We start from the raw sequence: 15,201 nt of genomic DNA, 5'->3' as shown, positions 1-15,201 counted from the left end.
ATGTGGAATGTGTTAATTGTAGAAGACCAATCGATTGTTAGGCAAGGCTTAAAACTCATGTTGGAGCAAGATGGGAAAATCCGTGTTGTGGCTGAAGCCGAAAATGGAGAAGAAGCAATTAAGAAGATGGAGGCACATGTGATTGATGTGGTATTAATGGATATCCGGATGCCAGTTATGAATGGACTTGAAGCAACTAGAAAGATCAAGGAACGTTGGCCCGATACTAAGATTTTAATCCTCACAACCTTTAATGATGATGAATACGCAATCCAGGCATTAAAATACGGGGCAAATGCTTTTTTACTGAAAACATCAGACCAGAATACACTAATCCATGCGGTTTATAGTTGTTTTCAAGGGGGTCTAACGATTCATGAAGAAGTTGCAGCGAAAGTAATGCCGCGATTATTACACAAGGTTGAGAAGAAACTTGAATTGCCTTTATCTACACGAGAATTAGATATTACAAAATTAGTGGGGGAAGGAAAAACAAATAAGGAAATTGCAGATGATTTATTTCTATCAGTCGGAACGGTAAAAAACCACATCACACAAATCCTGCATAAATTAGAACTTCGGGATCGTACTCAGTTAGCTATTTTTGCAGTGAAAAACGATATTACATAACAGACAAGGGTTGTCCTAACTTCAGTGGATGACCCTTTTTTCATGCAGATATGACTCAGGTCATGTTTTTAACATAAACAAGTGACGTTAGATAGTGCTGTAAGAAGCCTTGAATGTCTATGATTAATGTATAAAGGAGGCGACGGTATGTTAGAAGTGATTGATTTATCGAAGAAATATAAACAAAAGTATGCTGCACAGGGGATTAATATGTTTTTAGAAAAAGGGGAGATTGTGGGTCTGCTTGGTCCAAATGGAGCAGGAAAATCTACCACCATCTCTATGCTTTCATCTTTGGTTGTTCCAACATCTGGTGATGTGAGGCTATTAAATGAAAGTACAATTAAGAATCCACAGAATATCCGTAAGATTTTAGGAGTGGTTCCTCAAGAAATCGCATTGTACACGGATTTATCAGCTGAAGAAAATTTGCGGTTTTTTGGAGAGATTTATAGGCTAAAAGGTGCTGAGTTAAAAAAGCGGATTGAAGAGGTTCTAGAGCAAATTGGCCTAACTGACCGAAGAAAGGATCTAGTTAAAACATTTTCGGGTGGTATGAAAAGAAGGTTAAATATTGGAGTGGCTTTACTTCATAATCCGGAAATTATTATTATGGATGAGCCAACGGTAGGTATTGACCCGCAATCTCGAAATTATATTTTAGAAGCGGTAAAACGTCTCAATAAGGAACGTGGAATGACCGTATTATATACAAGTCATTACATGGAAGAAGTCGAATTCTTATGTGACCGTATTTATATTATGGATAAAGGTCATATTATCGCCTCAGGTACAAAGGAAGAGTTAAAAAATATCCTTTCCTCTGAAAATACGATTTCTATTCAGGTTGAGCGGGTAAAAGAAGAATTTATTCAATTACTTGAAGCAGATCCAACCATACGTCAAGTAAAGGTGTTGGACCGTAATGTAACAGTAATTGTTCCAAAGGAGTACAATTTGTTTCAAAAAATATCCCAGATCGCTGAGGAAACGAGTACAGCATTGATATCAGTAGAAGTAAAAGCGCCAACACTTGAAGACGTATTTCTTCATCTGACGGGTAGAGCGTTGAGAGATTAGGAGGTGAGAGGATGATAATTCCATTTATAAAAAAAGACTTATTGGTGTTACTAAGGAACCCCCAGGAGTTACTTGTTCTAGTTCTAATGCCGCTTGTCCTTATTGCTATCCTAGGCTTTGCCTTAGGTGGAGTGATGGGGGGAGATGCAGAACCGATCATGGCTAAAGTGGCATTTATTACACATAGTGATGAACAAAAAGAGATAGAGGCATTTATTGAAGAGATAAAGGGACAGGAATTGCCAGAGGAAGCAGAAACAGCACTTATCCAAAGCGCTAATCTACTTCATCCAATTCAGACATTAGTAGATGATGTGTTTGGTAGTAAGGAACTAAAAGAAATTGTGGAACTTGAGGTAGTTAAGGCTGAAAAACTAGATGAAATTAAAAATGATGATCATTACGCTGCTGTGATTGAGATACCAGCGCATTACACATATGATATTCTATCATCTGCCTTACTTGATGAACCTTCATCCGCGACAATTACCCTTTATAAAAATGAAGGAAAACAGATTTCTCCAAAAATAGTGGAGGATATCCTTATGAATTTCCAAAAAGAGCTTACCTCCATGACCGTAATAGGGAAAGCTGGAGTTCAGCTAGAAGATATAAAAAGTAAGGAAATTGGAAAAACAGAGACTGTTACCGAGCGTGAACCAATTAATTCATTGCAATATTATTCCGTCGGTATGAGCGTCATGTTTATTATGTTTATTGCCTCTCATATTGGCTCATCTGCCTATCGCGAAAAACAGTTACAGGTGTTCAATCGAATTATTTTATCAAATACGTCAAGATGGTCATATCTAGGTGGCATCTTTTTCTCTGTAATAGTAATTGCGATAATCCAGCAAGCGATTTTATATGGAGTTACTTCTCTCATATTTGGTGTGGTTTGGAAAGATCTTTTCGGGTTTTTCTTAGTGAACCTATCACTATCCTTTGCGATAGGAGGAGTCGGAGCATTGTTGACCGCATTAAACTACCGAATAGACTCAGAAGGCGTATCAAACTTTTTTGGAAATGTAATGGTGTCCATCTTTGCCTTTTTAGGTGGAAGCTTTACACCGATTGCTGAAACTTCTTCTGTTATCGGTATGTTGGGGAATCTTACGCCAAATGGTGCAGGAATGTCCTCCTTATTACAATTGCTTCAAGGTGTGGAGCTATCGGCTATTGCTCATCATCTTTTTTATTTAGTGGGCTTTGGTTTGATAATGCTGACTGCAGCTGTTTTTAGCTTTCCGAAAAGAGGTGATGCCATATGATAAGTATTTTACAGGCAAAGTTTAAATTATTTTTAAGAAAGCCAATGCTTATGATTGGCATGACCGTAATGAGTATTGTGTTTGCTTTGTTATTAGGTGCCGCAAATTATTCAAATATTAAAGTACCTATTTATACAGATATTGAAAATATTGAAGAAACGGGATTATGGAAAGAACTAAATAAGACAGAGGCGTTTGAATTTATACGAATGACTGAAGATGAGGCAAAGAAAATGGTCAGTGAAGGTGATGCAGAGGCTGCTGTGAAGCTAGAAAAGGAATCTTACACAATTGTCATTGTGACGGAGACTTCAAACCTTCATATAATAGATAGCTATCTTCAGACTTTTTATAGCGATATTTTAATGGAAGAGAAGATTAAAGAGGCAACAGCAACAAATTCTTATATCGACTCAGATGCCATTATTGAAGAATTAAACGAAAAGGAAGAGAACCCGTTATTTAAGATTCAAGCTGCGTCATTTCGTAGCGATGATGCTGTGATTATTGATAACCAACTGCAGACGATTTTTGGATTTACCTTGTTTTTTGTCATTTACACTATCTCTTATAATGTTCACAACATCTTACAAGAGAGAACATGGGGAGTTTGGGACCGCATGATTTTATCCCCTTTAAAGAAATGGGAGATGTACGCCGGCAATTTAGTTTATAGTTTCCTAATGGGATATTTTCAGGTTGCACTTATCTTTATAGTGTTCCGGTATGCCGTCGGGGTAGACTTTTACGGGGGATTTGGAAAAACATTAATTGTGTTAATCCCATACGTGTTCTCAATTGTCGCACTATCGTTATTTTTAGTCAGCGTTGTTAAAAGCACTCAACAATTCAACGCGATTATTTCACTGATATCAGTATGCTTATCGATGCTGGGTGGGGCTTATTGGCCATTAGAAATTGTAAGCTCAGACTTCTTGTTAAAGGTGTCAGACTTTGTGCCAATTAAACATGCGATGGAAGGCTTAAAAGCCGCCACCATTTATGGAGCACCAATGAGTGAATTACTATATCCAATCAGTATTCTGACGTTAATGGGAGTCGTGTTAATCGGGATCGGAATCAATTTAATGGAACGGAAAAGCGCTTAAAGAAAAAGGCAGGGGCAAGTGACTCCTGTCTTTTGTCGTTGTGGGACAAAATCATGAATTGCATAAAATATGGGTAAAATTAATAGAAAGAGTGTAAAAAGGAGAAATCATGTAATGGGGTACTATGATCAGGATTATCTAAACCAAAGGCAACAAAGAAGGAAAGGTAACCGAGGCAGTTGGTTTTTCTCAGCGTTAGTCGGTGCTGTTATTGGGGCACTCCTTGTAATAGCTCTTTTACCGACCTTATCCAAGTATCATTTACTTCCAAGTGAAGAGAATGCGACCCCTGAAGAGGTAAATGGGCTTGATGAGGTGGAGGAAAAAGCACCAGTAACAGGAGAAAGTGTCCAACAAAATATCAACGTGAACGTAACTACCGAGATTACCAGTGCGGTCAATAAAGTAAGTGAGGCTGTTGTAGGTATTGTCAATCTACAACAAACGAATTTCTGGACAGAGGAATCGATGACAGCGGGAACGGGATCTGGCGTTATCTATAAAAAAGGGGACGGTAAAGCTTTTGTCGTCACAAACCATCATGTAATTGAAGGCGCTTCGGATATTGAGGTAAGTCTTAGTGATGGGGCAAGGGTGAAGGGAAGAGTGCTTGGAAGTGATATTTGGACGGATTTGGCTGTAATCGAGATTGATGGAAGCCATATTAAAAAGGTTGCTCAATTTGGAAATTCCGATAACATTAATCTTGGTGAACCTGTCATTGCGATTGGAAACCCGTTGGGACTTGAGTTTTCTGGGTCAGTCACACAAGGAATTATTTCAGGCTTAAACCGGACGATTCCTGTTGATATTAATCAGGATGGAGTACCTGATTGGAATGCTGATGTCATGCAAACAGATGCTGCGATTAATCCAGGAAATAGTGGGGGAGCGCTTGTAAATATCAAGGGAGAAGTAATAGGAATTAATTCCATGAAAATTGCACAGGAGGCCGTTGAAGGAATTGGCCTTTCGATTCCAATTACGAGTGCAAAGCCGATTATTGAAGATCTTGAAGTGTATGGTGAGGTTAATCGTCCTTTTTTAGGAGTTGGACAACTTAAGAGTTTAAGTGAAATTTCCTCCTATCATCGAATGCAAACCTTACATCTTCCAAATGACGTAACAGAGGGAGTGGCAGTTTTAGAAGTACTGCGAAATACACCCGCATCACAAGCAGGATTAAGGGAACTTGATGTGATTGTAGAACTAGATGGTGAAAAAATCACCTCACTAATTGAGTTGCGAAAGCATTTATATAATGAAAAGTCAGTAGGAGACACAATGGAGGTCACATTCTACCGAGGCGGAGAAAAACAAAAGGCGACAGTACGATTGGCAAGAGAATCATTGTAGAGAAAACAGGGGAGAGAAACTTCCCCTGTTTTTTGTGGATAAGATTATATGCTAAAATGGGTAAGATAAAACATGTGGATAAGAAAAAAAGATAAAGTTATACCCATAATTCGCAGTCGGATGTGGGTAAGTTTGATGGAGGACAAAAAAATGATTAAATGTTGTGAAGAACATATTGAATTAGCATTGGACATCGTGGTTGATGAACATGAGGTAGCGCCGATTTTGACGAAAATTGAAGACGAAAACTTATCAACAACCTGTGAATTTTGTCAAAATAAGGCGGTATATGTTGTAGGGAACTAATATTCTCATACAAGATGTGGATAGAAAATGTGGATATGTGGATAACTTCTGTGGATAGTGTGTTTGTAAAATGTGAGCGAAGTGGGGATAAGTGTGAACATCACAATCGTAACAATAGGAAAGTTAAAAGAGAAATATTTGATCCAAGGGATCAATGAATACTTAAAACGATTAACGGCCTATGCCAAGGTTGATATTATTGAACTTGCTGATGAAAAGGCACCGGAAAATTTGAGTGAATCAGAAATGGAGCAGGTGAAACAAAAAGAGGGAGAGCGGATACTTTCAAAAGTATCGGATGATACTCATGTGATTGCCTTGGCAATTGAAGGAAAGATGAAATCATCCGAACAGCTGGCGGCCGATATTGAAAACCTAGCAACCTATGGAAAAAGCAAAGTTGCCTTTGTCATCGGTGGTTCTCTAGGCCTAAGCAAGGACGTAATGAAGCGAGCAAATGATACATTGTCTTTTTCAAAGATGACCTTTCCGCATCAATTAATGAGATTGATATTAGTGGAGCAGGTGTATAGAGCGTTTCGGATCATTAGGAATGAACCGTACCACAAGTAAATGAGGTTTTTATAACAGATTAATTTTTTAAAAAAGGAGGTGTCTCAGCCACTAATTGAGATTCCTCCTTTTTTTGTTCATATTCAGTTCATAAAAGGCGACTATAATCCAATAGTAATCGAAAGATGAGTGATTACAAAAGTAGCAATAGTTAAGGTTTATTACAGGGAGGGTCACATGAGAAATAAGGATAGTATGAACTTAACAAATGAGAAGTATGCAGTGGAGGCTAAAGGGTTAATTAAAACTTTTGGCGATCATCGAGCAGTTGACGGGGTGGATTTGGTAGTGCCGACTGGTTCCATTTACGGTGTATTGGGACCAAATGGCGCGGGCAAGACGACAACGATTCGTATGCTGGCAACATTACTTAGAGCTGATTCGGGATCAGCAAAGATTTTTGGATATGATGTAGTGAAGGATTCACAAATAGTCCGTCAGTTAATTGGCGTTACGGGCCAGTATGCTTCAGTGGATGAGTCACTAAGTGCAACAGAGAACCTCATCATTTTTTCCCGATTACTGGGGCTTAGTCGTCTGGAGGCAAAACGTAAAGCAACTGAGTTACTTGAGGAATTTGGATTAATGGATGCTGCCAAACGTCCATTGAAAAATTTCTCAGGGGGAATGCGTAGACGACTGGATTTAGCCGCAAGTTTAATTGCACAACCACCACTCATTTTCCTAGACGAACCGACTACAGGACTAGACCCGCGAACACGTAATCAAATGTGGGATACAATTCGCCGGTTAGTAAAATCTGGGTCAACCGTGTTGTTAACGACTCAGTATCTACAAGAAGCAGATGAACTAGCAGATCGAGTTGCTGTCATCGATCATGGAAGTGTAGTGGCAGAAGGTACTGTCAATGAACTAAAAGAATCGATTGGAACTTCCTCTTTGCATTTAAGTATTCAACATACTCAGGATATCCCAAATGCTCGAATAATTGTGGAACAAGTTTTACACGTACAATCAGCAGTATCACCAGAAGGAGGTATGATTACTGCACCTATGGCAGCTGCGGATAGAGTTACGGATCTGTTAGTCGCTCTTCGGGAAGCAGACATCAAATTGGCTGAGCTAAGTGTGCAGAAACCATCTTTAGATGAGGTCTTTTTGAACATTACAGCTGAAGGCAATAAAAACAGCCAAGCTAATCCAAATCAGAAAAAGAAGGGGGATATTCTATGAAGAAACAATCAACTATGTCCATTTCCAATATTCAGCTACGGAATAAAGCTAGCTTCAAACAGGCAGTGCGAAATTCATTCACTATGGCTTATCGTGGGTTACTGAAAGTCCGTCGAACACCGGAACAACTATTTGATGTTACATTCCAGCCGATTATTTTTACGCTAATGTTTACCTATATTTTTGGTGGGGCGATTGCCGGCAATGTGCAAAATTATTTGCCTATTATTATCCCAGGGATTCTTGTTCAGACGGTAATCACGACTTCAATCGTCACAGGTACGCAATTACGAGAGGATATGGATAAAGGGGTATTTGACCGCTTTAAGTCATTACCGATTGCTAGGATTGCACCGTTAGCAGGAGCTTTGCTTGCGGATACAATCCGTTATACAATTGCAACAGTACTTACATTTTCAATGGGATTTATATTAGGCTATCGTCCTGAGGGAGGACTAGGTGCTGTTATTATTGCTGAACTACTTGTCATTGCGTGTTCATGGGCAATTAGTTGGATCTTCGCCTTTTTTGGAGTGATTGCTCGTTCTGCTTCGAGTGTACAAGGGATTTCGATGTTAGTCCTCTTTCCATTAACCTTTCTTTCGAATGCATTTGTTCCAGCGGATACAATGCCGAACTGGTTACAATGGTTCGTGAATATTAATCCAATTTCCCATCTCGTCACGGCCGTCAGAGATTTGACGAATTCTGGAACCCTGGGCTGGGATCTCGCTATTTCACTTACTGGGGCTGCTATAATTTTAGCAGTTTTTGCACCAATTACAGTTCGAGCCTACATGCGTCGTGCGTAGTAAATAATGCTCGAAATATTGTAGTATAAAAAAGACACTGATGGAATCGTAGTGGCATTGGAGGTTCCTTTCAATTTTATAAAAGGATTGATTCTATGGCAAAAATATTAGTGGTAGATGATGATTCACATATTAGAGAATTAATTTGTGTCATTCTTTCGAAAGAAGGGTTCTCCATTGAAGAAGCAACCGATGGTAAGGATGCACTTTCATTACTGGAAGCAGAAAGAATTGATTTGATTATTCTCGATATTATGATGCCAAATATGGACGGATGGTCATTTTGCAAGGAGATTCGAAGGTATTACTCGGATACTGTTCCTATACTAATGTTAACGGCAAAAGGGGAAACGGCACAAAAAGTAAAAGGCTTTAATCTCGGTGCTGATGATTATTTGGTCAAACCTTTTGATGTAGCTGAGCTAGTGGCACGAGTAAAAGTTCTACTTAAACGGTATCAAGTGACCTTGGCCAATCAAATTACGATTGGAAATGTGGTCATTGATCGTTCATCCTATTCCGTTTTGGTAGGGGCGGAGCGGATTACCTTGCCATTGAAAGAATTTGAACTATTGTTTAAGCTCGCCACCCATCAGCAAAAAACGTTTTCAAGAGAACAATTAATCGAGGATATTTGGGGCTTTGATTATGAGGGAGATGAACGAACGGTTGATGTTCATATTAAACGGCTACGCCAACGGTTTTCACAAGAAGATTGCCCATTTAAAATCACAACAATTCGTGGTTTAGGATATCGTCTGGAGGTAGTAGGTTGAAGAGACTTAACTATGTAAAGCGAATCGGTGGAATTCTTGCGGTTGTGGGAAGTCTTTTATTGGCGTGGTCCTGTGCGTACTGGCTGACGACAAAATTATTTAAGAAAATCCAATATGTTCCTAATGAATATCTTAGCCTGCTCATTAACTCGTTCGTGGGCTTTACCTTGTTTTTTTGCCTAATGTTGTTACTTACAAGAAATCCATGGGTTAGATCTAAACAAAATCAATACTTACATCCGATCTTACAAGCCATGAAGATGATTTCAGAAGGAAACTTTAATGTGGATCTTTCATTTTATTCAAACCAGTTTCGCGAACAGGATAAGCATCATCCCTATTATCAAATTGTGGAAAACATTAAATTAATGGCAACGAAACTGGGAGAAGTGGAGGAAATGCGACAAGAGTTTATCTCGAATGTTTCCCATGAAATTCAATCTCCCCTTACTTCTATCATTGGCTTTGCCCATGCATTAAAGAATGAAGACTTGGAACCGGAGGAACGCAGACATTACTTAGAGATTATTGAAACGGAGTGCATTCGACTTTCCAAATTAAGCGAAAATCTTCTGAAACTCACCTCTTTAGAGTCCGAGCATCTATCACTTGATCGAAAAAGTTATCGGCTTGATTATCAACTTCGCCGGAATATACTGGCGAGCGAACCTCAGTGGACAGAGAAAAAAATTAACATGGATATTTCACTTGATCACCTAACAATTACAGCGGATGAAGAGCTCATGGACCAAGTATGGATTAATTTGCTTCATAATAGTATAAAATTTACGCCACAAGGAGGTACCATATCAGTCGTTGCATGTAAATCAGGAGAAGACAGCATCATCGTAAAAATCCGGGATACAGGAATAGGCATGGAAAAAGATTCACTCATGCATATTTTTGAACGTTTTTATAAGGCAGATCAATCTAGAAATCGGATAGCCGGAGGAAATGGGCTCGGTCTTTCCATCGTCAAAAAAATAATTGATTTGCACGAAGGTGATATTAGAGTACAGAGCGAGTTCGGGGTAGGAACAGAGTTTACTGTTACCATGATTGGAGATTCTTGGGAGAAGAATAAAGTTAATTAAAGGGACTTGAATTTGTCAAATCAGTCCCTTTGAATGTGCTATTATAAACCATGATTTGATTACTGTGTCCGACCTTCTTTTAATGTATTGACTGCTTTCTCAATCCGACGCTGGCGAGTCTCAGCTGTCTTAGCACCCTCAATCGAAAGAACAAATCTCCGTTTGTTGCTGTAGGATAAACCGTCGAAAAAATGTTTTGCTTCAGTCTCTTGCTCAAGTGCTTCTGAGAAATCTGCAGGCACAACAAGTTCCCGAGGCTTAGTGTCTAGTTCAATGCCAACATCAACTTCGTCACCTGCTCCGACACCAGCACCTTTACGATGCTCTGCACTGAGTGGAATCATGAATTGTCCCCCCATTGAACCAATCGTACTATTGTAGCTGTATTCTCCGATTGTAACGATTACTGCCGGTTTCTTGCTAGACCCGAGGCTTGCTACAACATCCTCCGGAACTGGAATACCTGTTGCGGTTTTTCTGCTTAGTTGGATAGTTGCTCGAAATCTCATAAAAAATTCCTCCCTTTAATTATCAATTTTTATTGTTACCCATTAATCTATTAGAAACTCTTTAACACCGGAGAAAGAACTTCCGGTTTTACAATGTATGAGCGGTCGAAGATTGTAGCTATAAATTCCTCAATCGTTTCAAGGGTATGTTATCCTACTTTTCCAACTTGTTTCCAAAATTTAATAAGAAATAGTAAAAAGTACTATGGTAATATATGTACTGTACTATTACGAAAGAATTTAGAGTGCAAAAGTGGTCATTAGACCATAATAGTTGGAAATTAAGGAGTTTAGGGAATGAAGTATAGATGGAGAATATTATCAATTTCTATTTTGATTATTACCACAACAATTTTTAAAATAAATGTTTATCTATCACTAGGGTATTTGCCACCAATTGAATGGATTTTGACATTCATTTCTATATTCCCTGTGTGGTGGGTTGGTTTACAAGTTGATAAAGCGAAATATTATGCTAAGGAATTGGAGAGAAAGGATAAAGAAATCGTCGAACTTTTTGATAGTGTTGATGCTGTGATTTATTCAATTAATCTTCGAACGAACCACACGATGGTATCAAAGAAAATTAGTGAGTTATATGGATATGAAGCTCATGAATTTAGAAAAAACCCGAATTTATGGAAAGAACATATTTATAACGAAGACATGGACATTGTAAAAGAAATAGAGCGAAAAGTCTACAACGGGGAAAGTGGATTAGGTGAATATCGAATTCAACTCCCAAATGGTGAATTAAAGTGGATTCAAAAGCGTGTTAAGCCCATATTGGACTCGCATGGAACACTTGTAAAGTTGAATGGAATTGATATTGATATTGATAAGCGTAAAAAAGTAGAAGAATTACTTAAATTTAGCCAAGAACAAAATCATAAACTATTAGAAAAACGTTTGGAAGAAACCGAACAACGGTTTAAGTCATTATTTGTTCATAATTCCGATGCCATTTTTACATTTAATTTAGAGGGGAAATTAATTGAGGCTAACGAAGCTGCAGAGGAACTATTAGGTTACTCTATTGAGAGTCTCAAAGAAAAGGAGTGGGAATCTGTCTTTGTTCCAAAATACATAGATTTGCACAGGAAATATTTTCAATATGTAAATGAAGGAACACAACAGGAATGTACGGTATCGATGATTCATGAGGATGGCAGTGAAAGAGTCGTTAATTTAAGAATGATTCCAATTATTATCGATAATCAGCTAATTGGTATTTATGAAATTGCAAAAGATATGACAGAAGCCATATTAACTGAGGAAATGATAAGAAGGTCTGATAAATTATCAGTTGTCGGTCAACTAGCTGCAGGAGTAGCTCATGAAATTAGAAATCCATTAACAACACTTAAAGGGTTTGTTCAATTATATAAGTCGAACATCGATAAACAGTATGTAGATGTTATGTTAACCGAGTTAGATCGGATTAACCTTATAGTCAGTGAATTTCTTATTCTTTCAAAACCACAAGCAACAAAGTATGAGTATATAGATATTAAACAGCTATTACAGAGTAGTATTTCATTACTGATGCCACAGGCATTATTAAAAAATATACAATTCCAACTTGAATTTGATAAAGAAATACCATGCATACAGTGTGAACAAAATCAATTAAAGCAAGTATTTATTAATATTGTAAAAAATGCGATTGAAGCAATGCCTCAAGGCGGAAGCATTCATGTAATCGTACAGGTTGAAAATAATGAGATGGTCAATATCCAAATTATAGATGAAGGAATAGGGATAGAAGAGGAGAAAATTCCTAATTTAGGAGAACCCTTCTTCTCGACCAAAGAAAATGGCACAGGATTAGGATTAATGGTAAGCTTTCGAATTATTGAAAATCATGGTGGAACGATGAATATATCTAGTCAGATAAACAAGGGTACCACCATTAATATTAACTTACCTATTACTCCTTCTCTTCAACAAGTATAAGGTATTAATCTTGAACCGTACTCGCCAGCTTTTAGTGAGAAAAATGAAGCTATGAAACAATGGGTGTTGTTGCGAAGTAGAAGTGGTGTAATTCATCTCTCGGACAAAAAATAGATTATGAGGCGGCTGATAACTTGAAAGCAAGAGCTAAATATCAAACTTGGATACGAATTCGCAAGCTACTGATATTCTTGGTTATTTCAGTCATCCTCCTTATAGTTACATTATTACCTATTAATTTATATCTTCGAGTTCTGTCAGGGTTCTTATCGTTGCCTTTTATTTATATAGCGTTTTTACTTTCTTATTCTGTTTATCAATTTGCAACATTTGGGGGTAATTATCAGTCAAAAATCCATGATCTAATCGTTGCCAGAGTGATTTGGGATGGAGAAGGAAAAATACTTGATATTGGTACGGGAAGCGGCTCATTGATTATTAAATTGGCAAAGACCTTTCCTAATTCTGTTTTAACTGGAATTGATTATTGGGGTGAGAATTGGGAATATTCGAAAGCCCAATGCCAACAAAATGCTGAAATAGAAGGAGTCAATGAGAGGATTCATTTTTTGAAAGCAAGTGCTTCAGAACTCCCTTTTAATGATGATGAATTTGATATAGTTGTAAGTTGTTTAACATTTCATGAAGTAAAAGATAGAAGAGATAAAACTGAAGTTATTAAAGAGGCATTAAGAGTATTAAAACCAGGTGGCGTATTTGTTTTCTTAGATTTATTTATGGATGAAAATATATTTGGTGATGAAAAAGAGCTCATAAATAACATAAAGAAACATGGCATATCCGATTTGAATAGTTCCAAACTTGCTGAAGAAATTAAATTGCCTAAGCTCTTATTGGGTAAAAAGGTTTTAGGAAATGCAATGATTTTCGATGGACGGAAGTAACTGTATATAAATTTACTTGTAAATTTATAAATACCAAAACATGGTGCTGTTTACTGAGGTCTGCGGCATGGCCTTAATAGTGTTTTAAGTATAATAGGAGCGATAAATTTGTACCAAAAAAACACATTGAACTGGGGATTCAATGTGTTTTTCAGTAGTTTCTGAAATTATTTACTCAGGCTTGACGACGATAAATTCGTCAATAGTTTCTGGGGTATGTTTACCTTCTTTTCCTTGGAAAAGGTCAATATTAACGGTTACATCCATGCATCCAAGATATTTGCCATTTTCATCACGTACTGCCATGAATTTTTGATAGATTTGACCAGTTTCTTCACCTGAACGTTTAGGGAACCAAAATTCCCATTCATCGCGCGTTCCGGATCTGAAATCATTCAATAATTTCTCAACGTGGTGAGCGACTTTCGGATGAAGCTCAAGCACATGGCGGCCAATCGCCTCTTTACGACGACGATGCACCCGGTCAGGGTTATTTGAATACCAGCGGAAAATATCGTCCGCATCGCAAAAACCCATTTCAAATGGTAAAAGATTAATAATTGAATCCAAAGTGCTTGCTTTAATCGCACCAGTTTCAAAATTAATGACAGCTTCAGGACTTATTAATTCAGACAATTTTTCAGCAGACATAGAAAAACCTCCTATAAATAATCTCTGTTGATGAGAAGAATAAAATAATCTAAGAATTAGTGAGGAAAAAATCGGACACTTCTGAGTGCTTATTATCTAACCTCAATATTAATATAGCATTATTATAGATAGCGTAATGTGATTCATCTCACAGAAGATGCTTTTGATTATTCCTTGATATAGAGGGATTGAAAGCTCTTATTAGAAAGAGGCGGAAAAGTGGGATAGTGTCTGAAGTCATGCTAACTTCGGACAAGGAAGAGGCGGAAAGGTGGGGGTGTGTGAAGCTGTGCTAACTTCGGACAAGGAGTCGCAGAAAGGGTGCGATTGTGTCCAAAGTCGTGCTAACTTCGGACAAGGAAGAGGCAGAAAAGCGGGATAGTGTCCGAAGTCGTGTCAACTTCGGACAAAGAGTTGCAGAAAGGGCAGGATAGAGTCCGAAGCAATGTTAACTTCGGACAAGGAAGGTTCGGAAAAGCAGGATAGAGTCCGAAGCAATGTTAACTTCGGACAAGGAAGGTTCGGAAAAGCAGGCTAGTGTCCGAAGTCGTGTCAACTTCGGACAAGGAAGAGTCGGAAAAGCAGGAAAGTGTCTGAAGTCGTGCTAACTTCAGACAAGGAAGAGTCGGAAAAGCAGGAAAGTGTCTGAAGTCGTGTCAACTTCGGACAAGGAGTCGCAGAAAAGGCAGGAAAGTGTATGAAGTCGTTCTAACTTCGGACAGGGAAGAAGCGGAAAAGCAGGAAAGTGTCTGAAGTCGTTCTAACTTCGGACAAGGAAGAGTCGGAAAAGCGGGGGTATGTCCGAAGCCGTGCTAACTTCGGACAAAGTAGAGACGGAAAAGCGGGGGTATGTCCGAAGCCGTGCTAACTTCGGACAAAGTAGAGACGGAAAAGCGGGGGTATGAGGTTAGTCTTAATAGTGGACAACGTAAAATGAGATTTTATTATATAATACAATCATCATTTATAAGGACGTGTC

The 15,201-nt window shown here is 38.2% G+C and carries 15 protein-coding genes; 13 read left to right on the top strand and 2 right to left on the bottom strand.

Features of this window, described 5'->3' with window-relative positions; translation table 11 throughout:
* The 11 genes from ACR65M_RS17715 (at window position 1) to ACR65M_RS17665 (ending at window position 10,201) form a co-directional block, all read left to right on the top strand.
* Complete coding sequence (locus ACR65M_RS17715) at window positions 1–630, top strand: response regulator (protein WP_121448181.1); 630 nt, start codon at window positions 1–3, stop codon at window positions 628–630.
* 147 nt (window positions 631–777) lie between these two features.
* The gene (locus tag ACR65M_RS17710) at window positions 778–1,710 is read left to right on the top strand and encodes an ABC transporter ATP-binding protein (protein ID WP_341333428.1); all 933 of its coding nucleotides are present in this window, start codon (window positions 778–780) and stop codon (window positions 1,708–1,710) included.
* Between the two features lie 11 nt (window positions 1,711–1,721).
* Window positions 1,722–2,981 carry an ABC transporter permease gene (locus ACR65M_RS17705; RefSeq protein ID WP_440273935.1) on the top strand — a complete coding sequence of 420 codons (1,260 nt, stop codon included), beginning with the start codon at window positions 1,722–1,724 and terminating at the stop codon, window positions 2,979–2,981.
* Entirely contained in the window at window positions 2,978–4,090 is a 1,113-nt protein-coding gene (locus ACR65M_RS17700; RefSeq protein WP_440273934.1) for an ABC transporter permease, read from the top strand. Before ACR65M_RS17705 ends, ACR65M_RS17700 begins: the two co-directional genes overlap by 4 nt.
* Before the next feature lie 114 nt (window positions 4,091–4,204).
* The gene (locus tag ACR65M_RS17695) at window positions 4,205–5,446 is read left to right on the top strand and encodes a S1C family serine protease (RefSeq protein WP_440273933.1); all 1,242 of its coding nucleotides are present in this window, start codon (window positions 4,205–4,207) and stop codon (window positions 5,444–5,446) included.
* A 150-nt stretch (window positions 5,447–5,596) separates the two neighbouring features.
* Window positions 5,597–5,752 carry a CxxH/CxxC protein gene (locus ACR65M_RS17690; protein ID WP_341333424.1) on the top strand — a complete coding sequence of 52 codons (156 nt, stop codon included), beginning with the start codon at window positions 5,597–5,599 and terminating at the stop codon, window positions 5,750–5,752.
* A gap of 93 nt (window positions 5,753–5,845) precedes the next feature.
* Complete coding sequence (gene rlmH, locus ACR65M_RS17685; protein ID WP_440273932.1) at window positions 5,846–6,325, top strand: 23S rRNA (pseudouridine(1915)-N(3))-methyltransferase RlmH; 480 nt, start codon at window positions 5,846–5,848, stop codon at window positions 6,323–6,325.
* A gap of 177 nt (window positions 6,326–6,502) precedes the next feature.
* Entirely contained in the window at window positions 6,503–7,519 is a 1,017-nt protein-coding gene (locus ACR65M_RS17680) for an ATP-binding cassette domain-containing protein (protein ID WP_440273931.1), read from the top strand.
* Window positions 7,516–8,331, top strand: coding sequence for an ABC transporter permease (locus ACR65M_RS17675; protein ID WP_440273930.1), 816 nt, complete (start codon window positions 7,516–7,518; stop codon window positions 8,329–8,331). Before ACR65M_RS17680 ends, ACR65M_RS17675 begins: the two co-directional genes overlap by 4 nt.
* Window positions 8,332–8,426: 95 nt before the next feature.
* On the top strand, window positions 8,427–9,107 hold the full coding sequence (locus tag ACR65M_RS17670) for a response regulator transcription factor (RefSeq protein ID WP_440273929.1): 681 nt from the start codon (window positions 8,427–8,429) through the stop codon (window positions 9,105–9,107).
* Window positions 9,104–10,201, top strand: coding sequence for a sensor histidine kinase (locus tag ACR65M_RS17665; protein WP_440273928.1), 1,098 nt, complete (start codon window positions 9,104–9,106; stop codon window positions 10,199–10,201). The genes ACR65M_RS17670 and ACR65M_RS17665 overlap by 4 nt, the downstream gene beginning before the upstream one ends.
* A 59-nt stretch (window positions 10,202–10,260) precedes the next feature.
* Here the strand turns inward: ACR65M_RS17665 and ACR65M_RS17660 are convergent, their stop codons facing one another.
* Window positions 10,261–10,710 carry a YdeI/OmpD-associated family protein gene (locus tag ACR65M_RS17660; protein ID WP_440273927.1) on the bottom strand — a complete coding sequence of 150 codons (450 nt, stop codon included), beginning with the start codon at window positions 10,708–10,710 and terminating at the stop codon, window positions 10,261–10,263.
* A 297-nt stretch (window positions 10,711–11,007) separates the two neighbouring features.
* Here ACR65M_RS17660 and ACR65M_RS17655 point away from each other — a divergent pair, with 297 nt between their 5' ends.
* On the top strand, window positions 11,008–12,666 hold the full coding sequence (locus tag ACR65M_RS17655) for a PAS domain-containing sensor histidine kinase (protein ID WP_440273926.1): 1,659 nt from the start codon (window positions 11,008–11,010) through the stop codon (window positions 12,664–12,666).
* Window positions 12,667–12,800: 134 nt separating this feature from the next.
* On the top strand, window positions 12,801–13,571 hold the full coding sequence (locus tag ACR65M_RS17650) for a class I SAM-dependent methyltransferase (RefSeq protein ID WP_440273925.1): 771 nt from the start codon (window positions 12,801–12,803) through the stop codon (window positions 13,569–13,571).
* A 171-nt stretch (window positions 13,572–13,742) separates the two neighbouring features.
* On the opposite strand, the gene ACR65M_RS17645 is transcribed toward ACR65M_RS17650, so the two are convergent.
* Window positions 13,743–14,222 carry a PAS domain-containing protein gene (locus ACR65M_RS17645; protein ID WP_341333415.1) on the bottom strand — a complete coding sequence of 160 codons (480 nt, stop codon included), beginning with the start codon at window positions 14,220–14,222 and terminating at the stop codon, window positions 13,743–13,745.
* Window positions 14,223–15,201 lie beyond the last annotated feature (979 nt).

It is taken from the genome of Ferdinandcohnia sp. SAFN-114, from assembly GCF_059415045.1.
The sequence above is the reverse complement of the archived record's forward strand: the minus strand, read 5'-3'. Positions and strand labels throughout refer to the sequence as shown.

Excerpts from the sequence above, each read along its gene's own strand:
- ACR65M_RS17690 (WP_341333424.1), top strand. The coding sequence starts at position 5,597 with ATGATTAAATGTTGTGAAGAACATATTGAATTAGCATTGGACATCGTG.
- ACR65M_RS17715 (WP_121448181.1), top strand. The coding sequence starts at position 1 with ATGTGGAATGTGTTAATTGTAGAAGACCAATCGATTGTTAGGCAAGGC.
- ACR65M_RS17710 (WP_341333428.1), top strand. The coding sequence starts at position 778 with ATGTTAGAAGTGATTGATTTATCGAAGAAATATAAACAAAAGTATGCT.
- ACR65M_RS17680 (WP_440273931.1), top strand. The coding sequence starts at position 6,503 with ATGAGAAATAAGGATAGTATGAACTTAACAAATGAGAAGTATGCAGTG.
- ACR65M_RS17700 (WP_440273934.1), top strand. The coding sequence starts at position 2,978 with ATGATAAGTATTTTACAGGCAAAGTTTAAATTATTTTTAAGAAAGCCA.
- ACR65M_RS17670 (WP_440273929.1), top strand. The coding sequence starts at position 8,427 with ATGGCAAAAATATTAGTGGTAGATGATGATTCACATATTAGAGAATTA.
- ACR65M_RS17660 (WP_440273927.1), bottom strand. The coding sequence starts at position 10,710 with ATGAGATTTCGAGCAACTATCCAACTAAGCAGAAAAACCGCAACAGGT.
- ACR65M_RS17645 (WP_341333415.1), bottom strand. The coding sequence starts at position 14,222 with ATGTCTGCTGAAAAATTGTCTGAATTAATAAGTCCTGAAGCTGTCATT.
- ACR65M_RS17695 (WP_440273933.1), top strand. The coding sequence starts at position 4,205 with ATGGGGTACTATGATCAGGATTATCTAAACCAAAGGCAACAAAGAAGG.
- ACR65M_RS17655 (WP_440273926.1), top strand. The coding sequence starts at position 11,008 with ATGAAGTATAGATGGAGAATATTATCAATTTCTATTTTGATTATTACC.
- ACR65M_RS17675 (WP_440273930.1), top strand. The coding sequence starts at position 7,516 with ATGAAGAAACAATCAACTATGTCCATTTCCAATATTCAGCTACGGAAT.
- ACR65M_RS17705 (WP_440273935.1), top strand. The coding sequence starts at position 1,722 with ATGATAATTCCATTTATAAAAAAAGACTTATTGGTGTTACTAAGGAAC.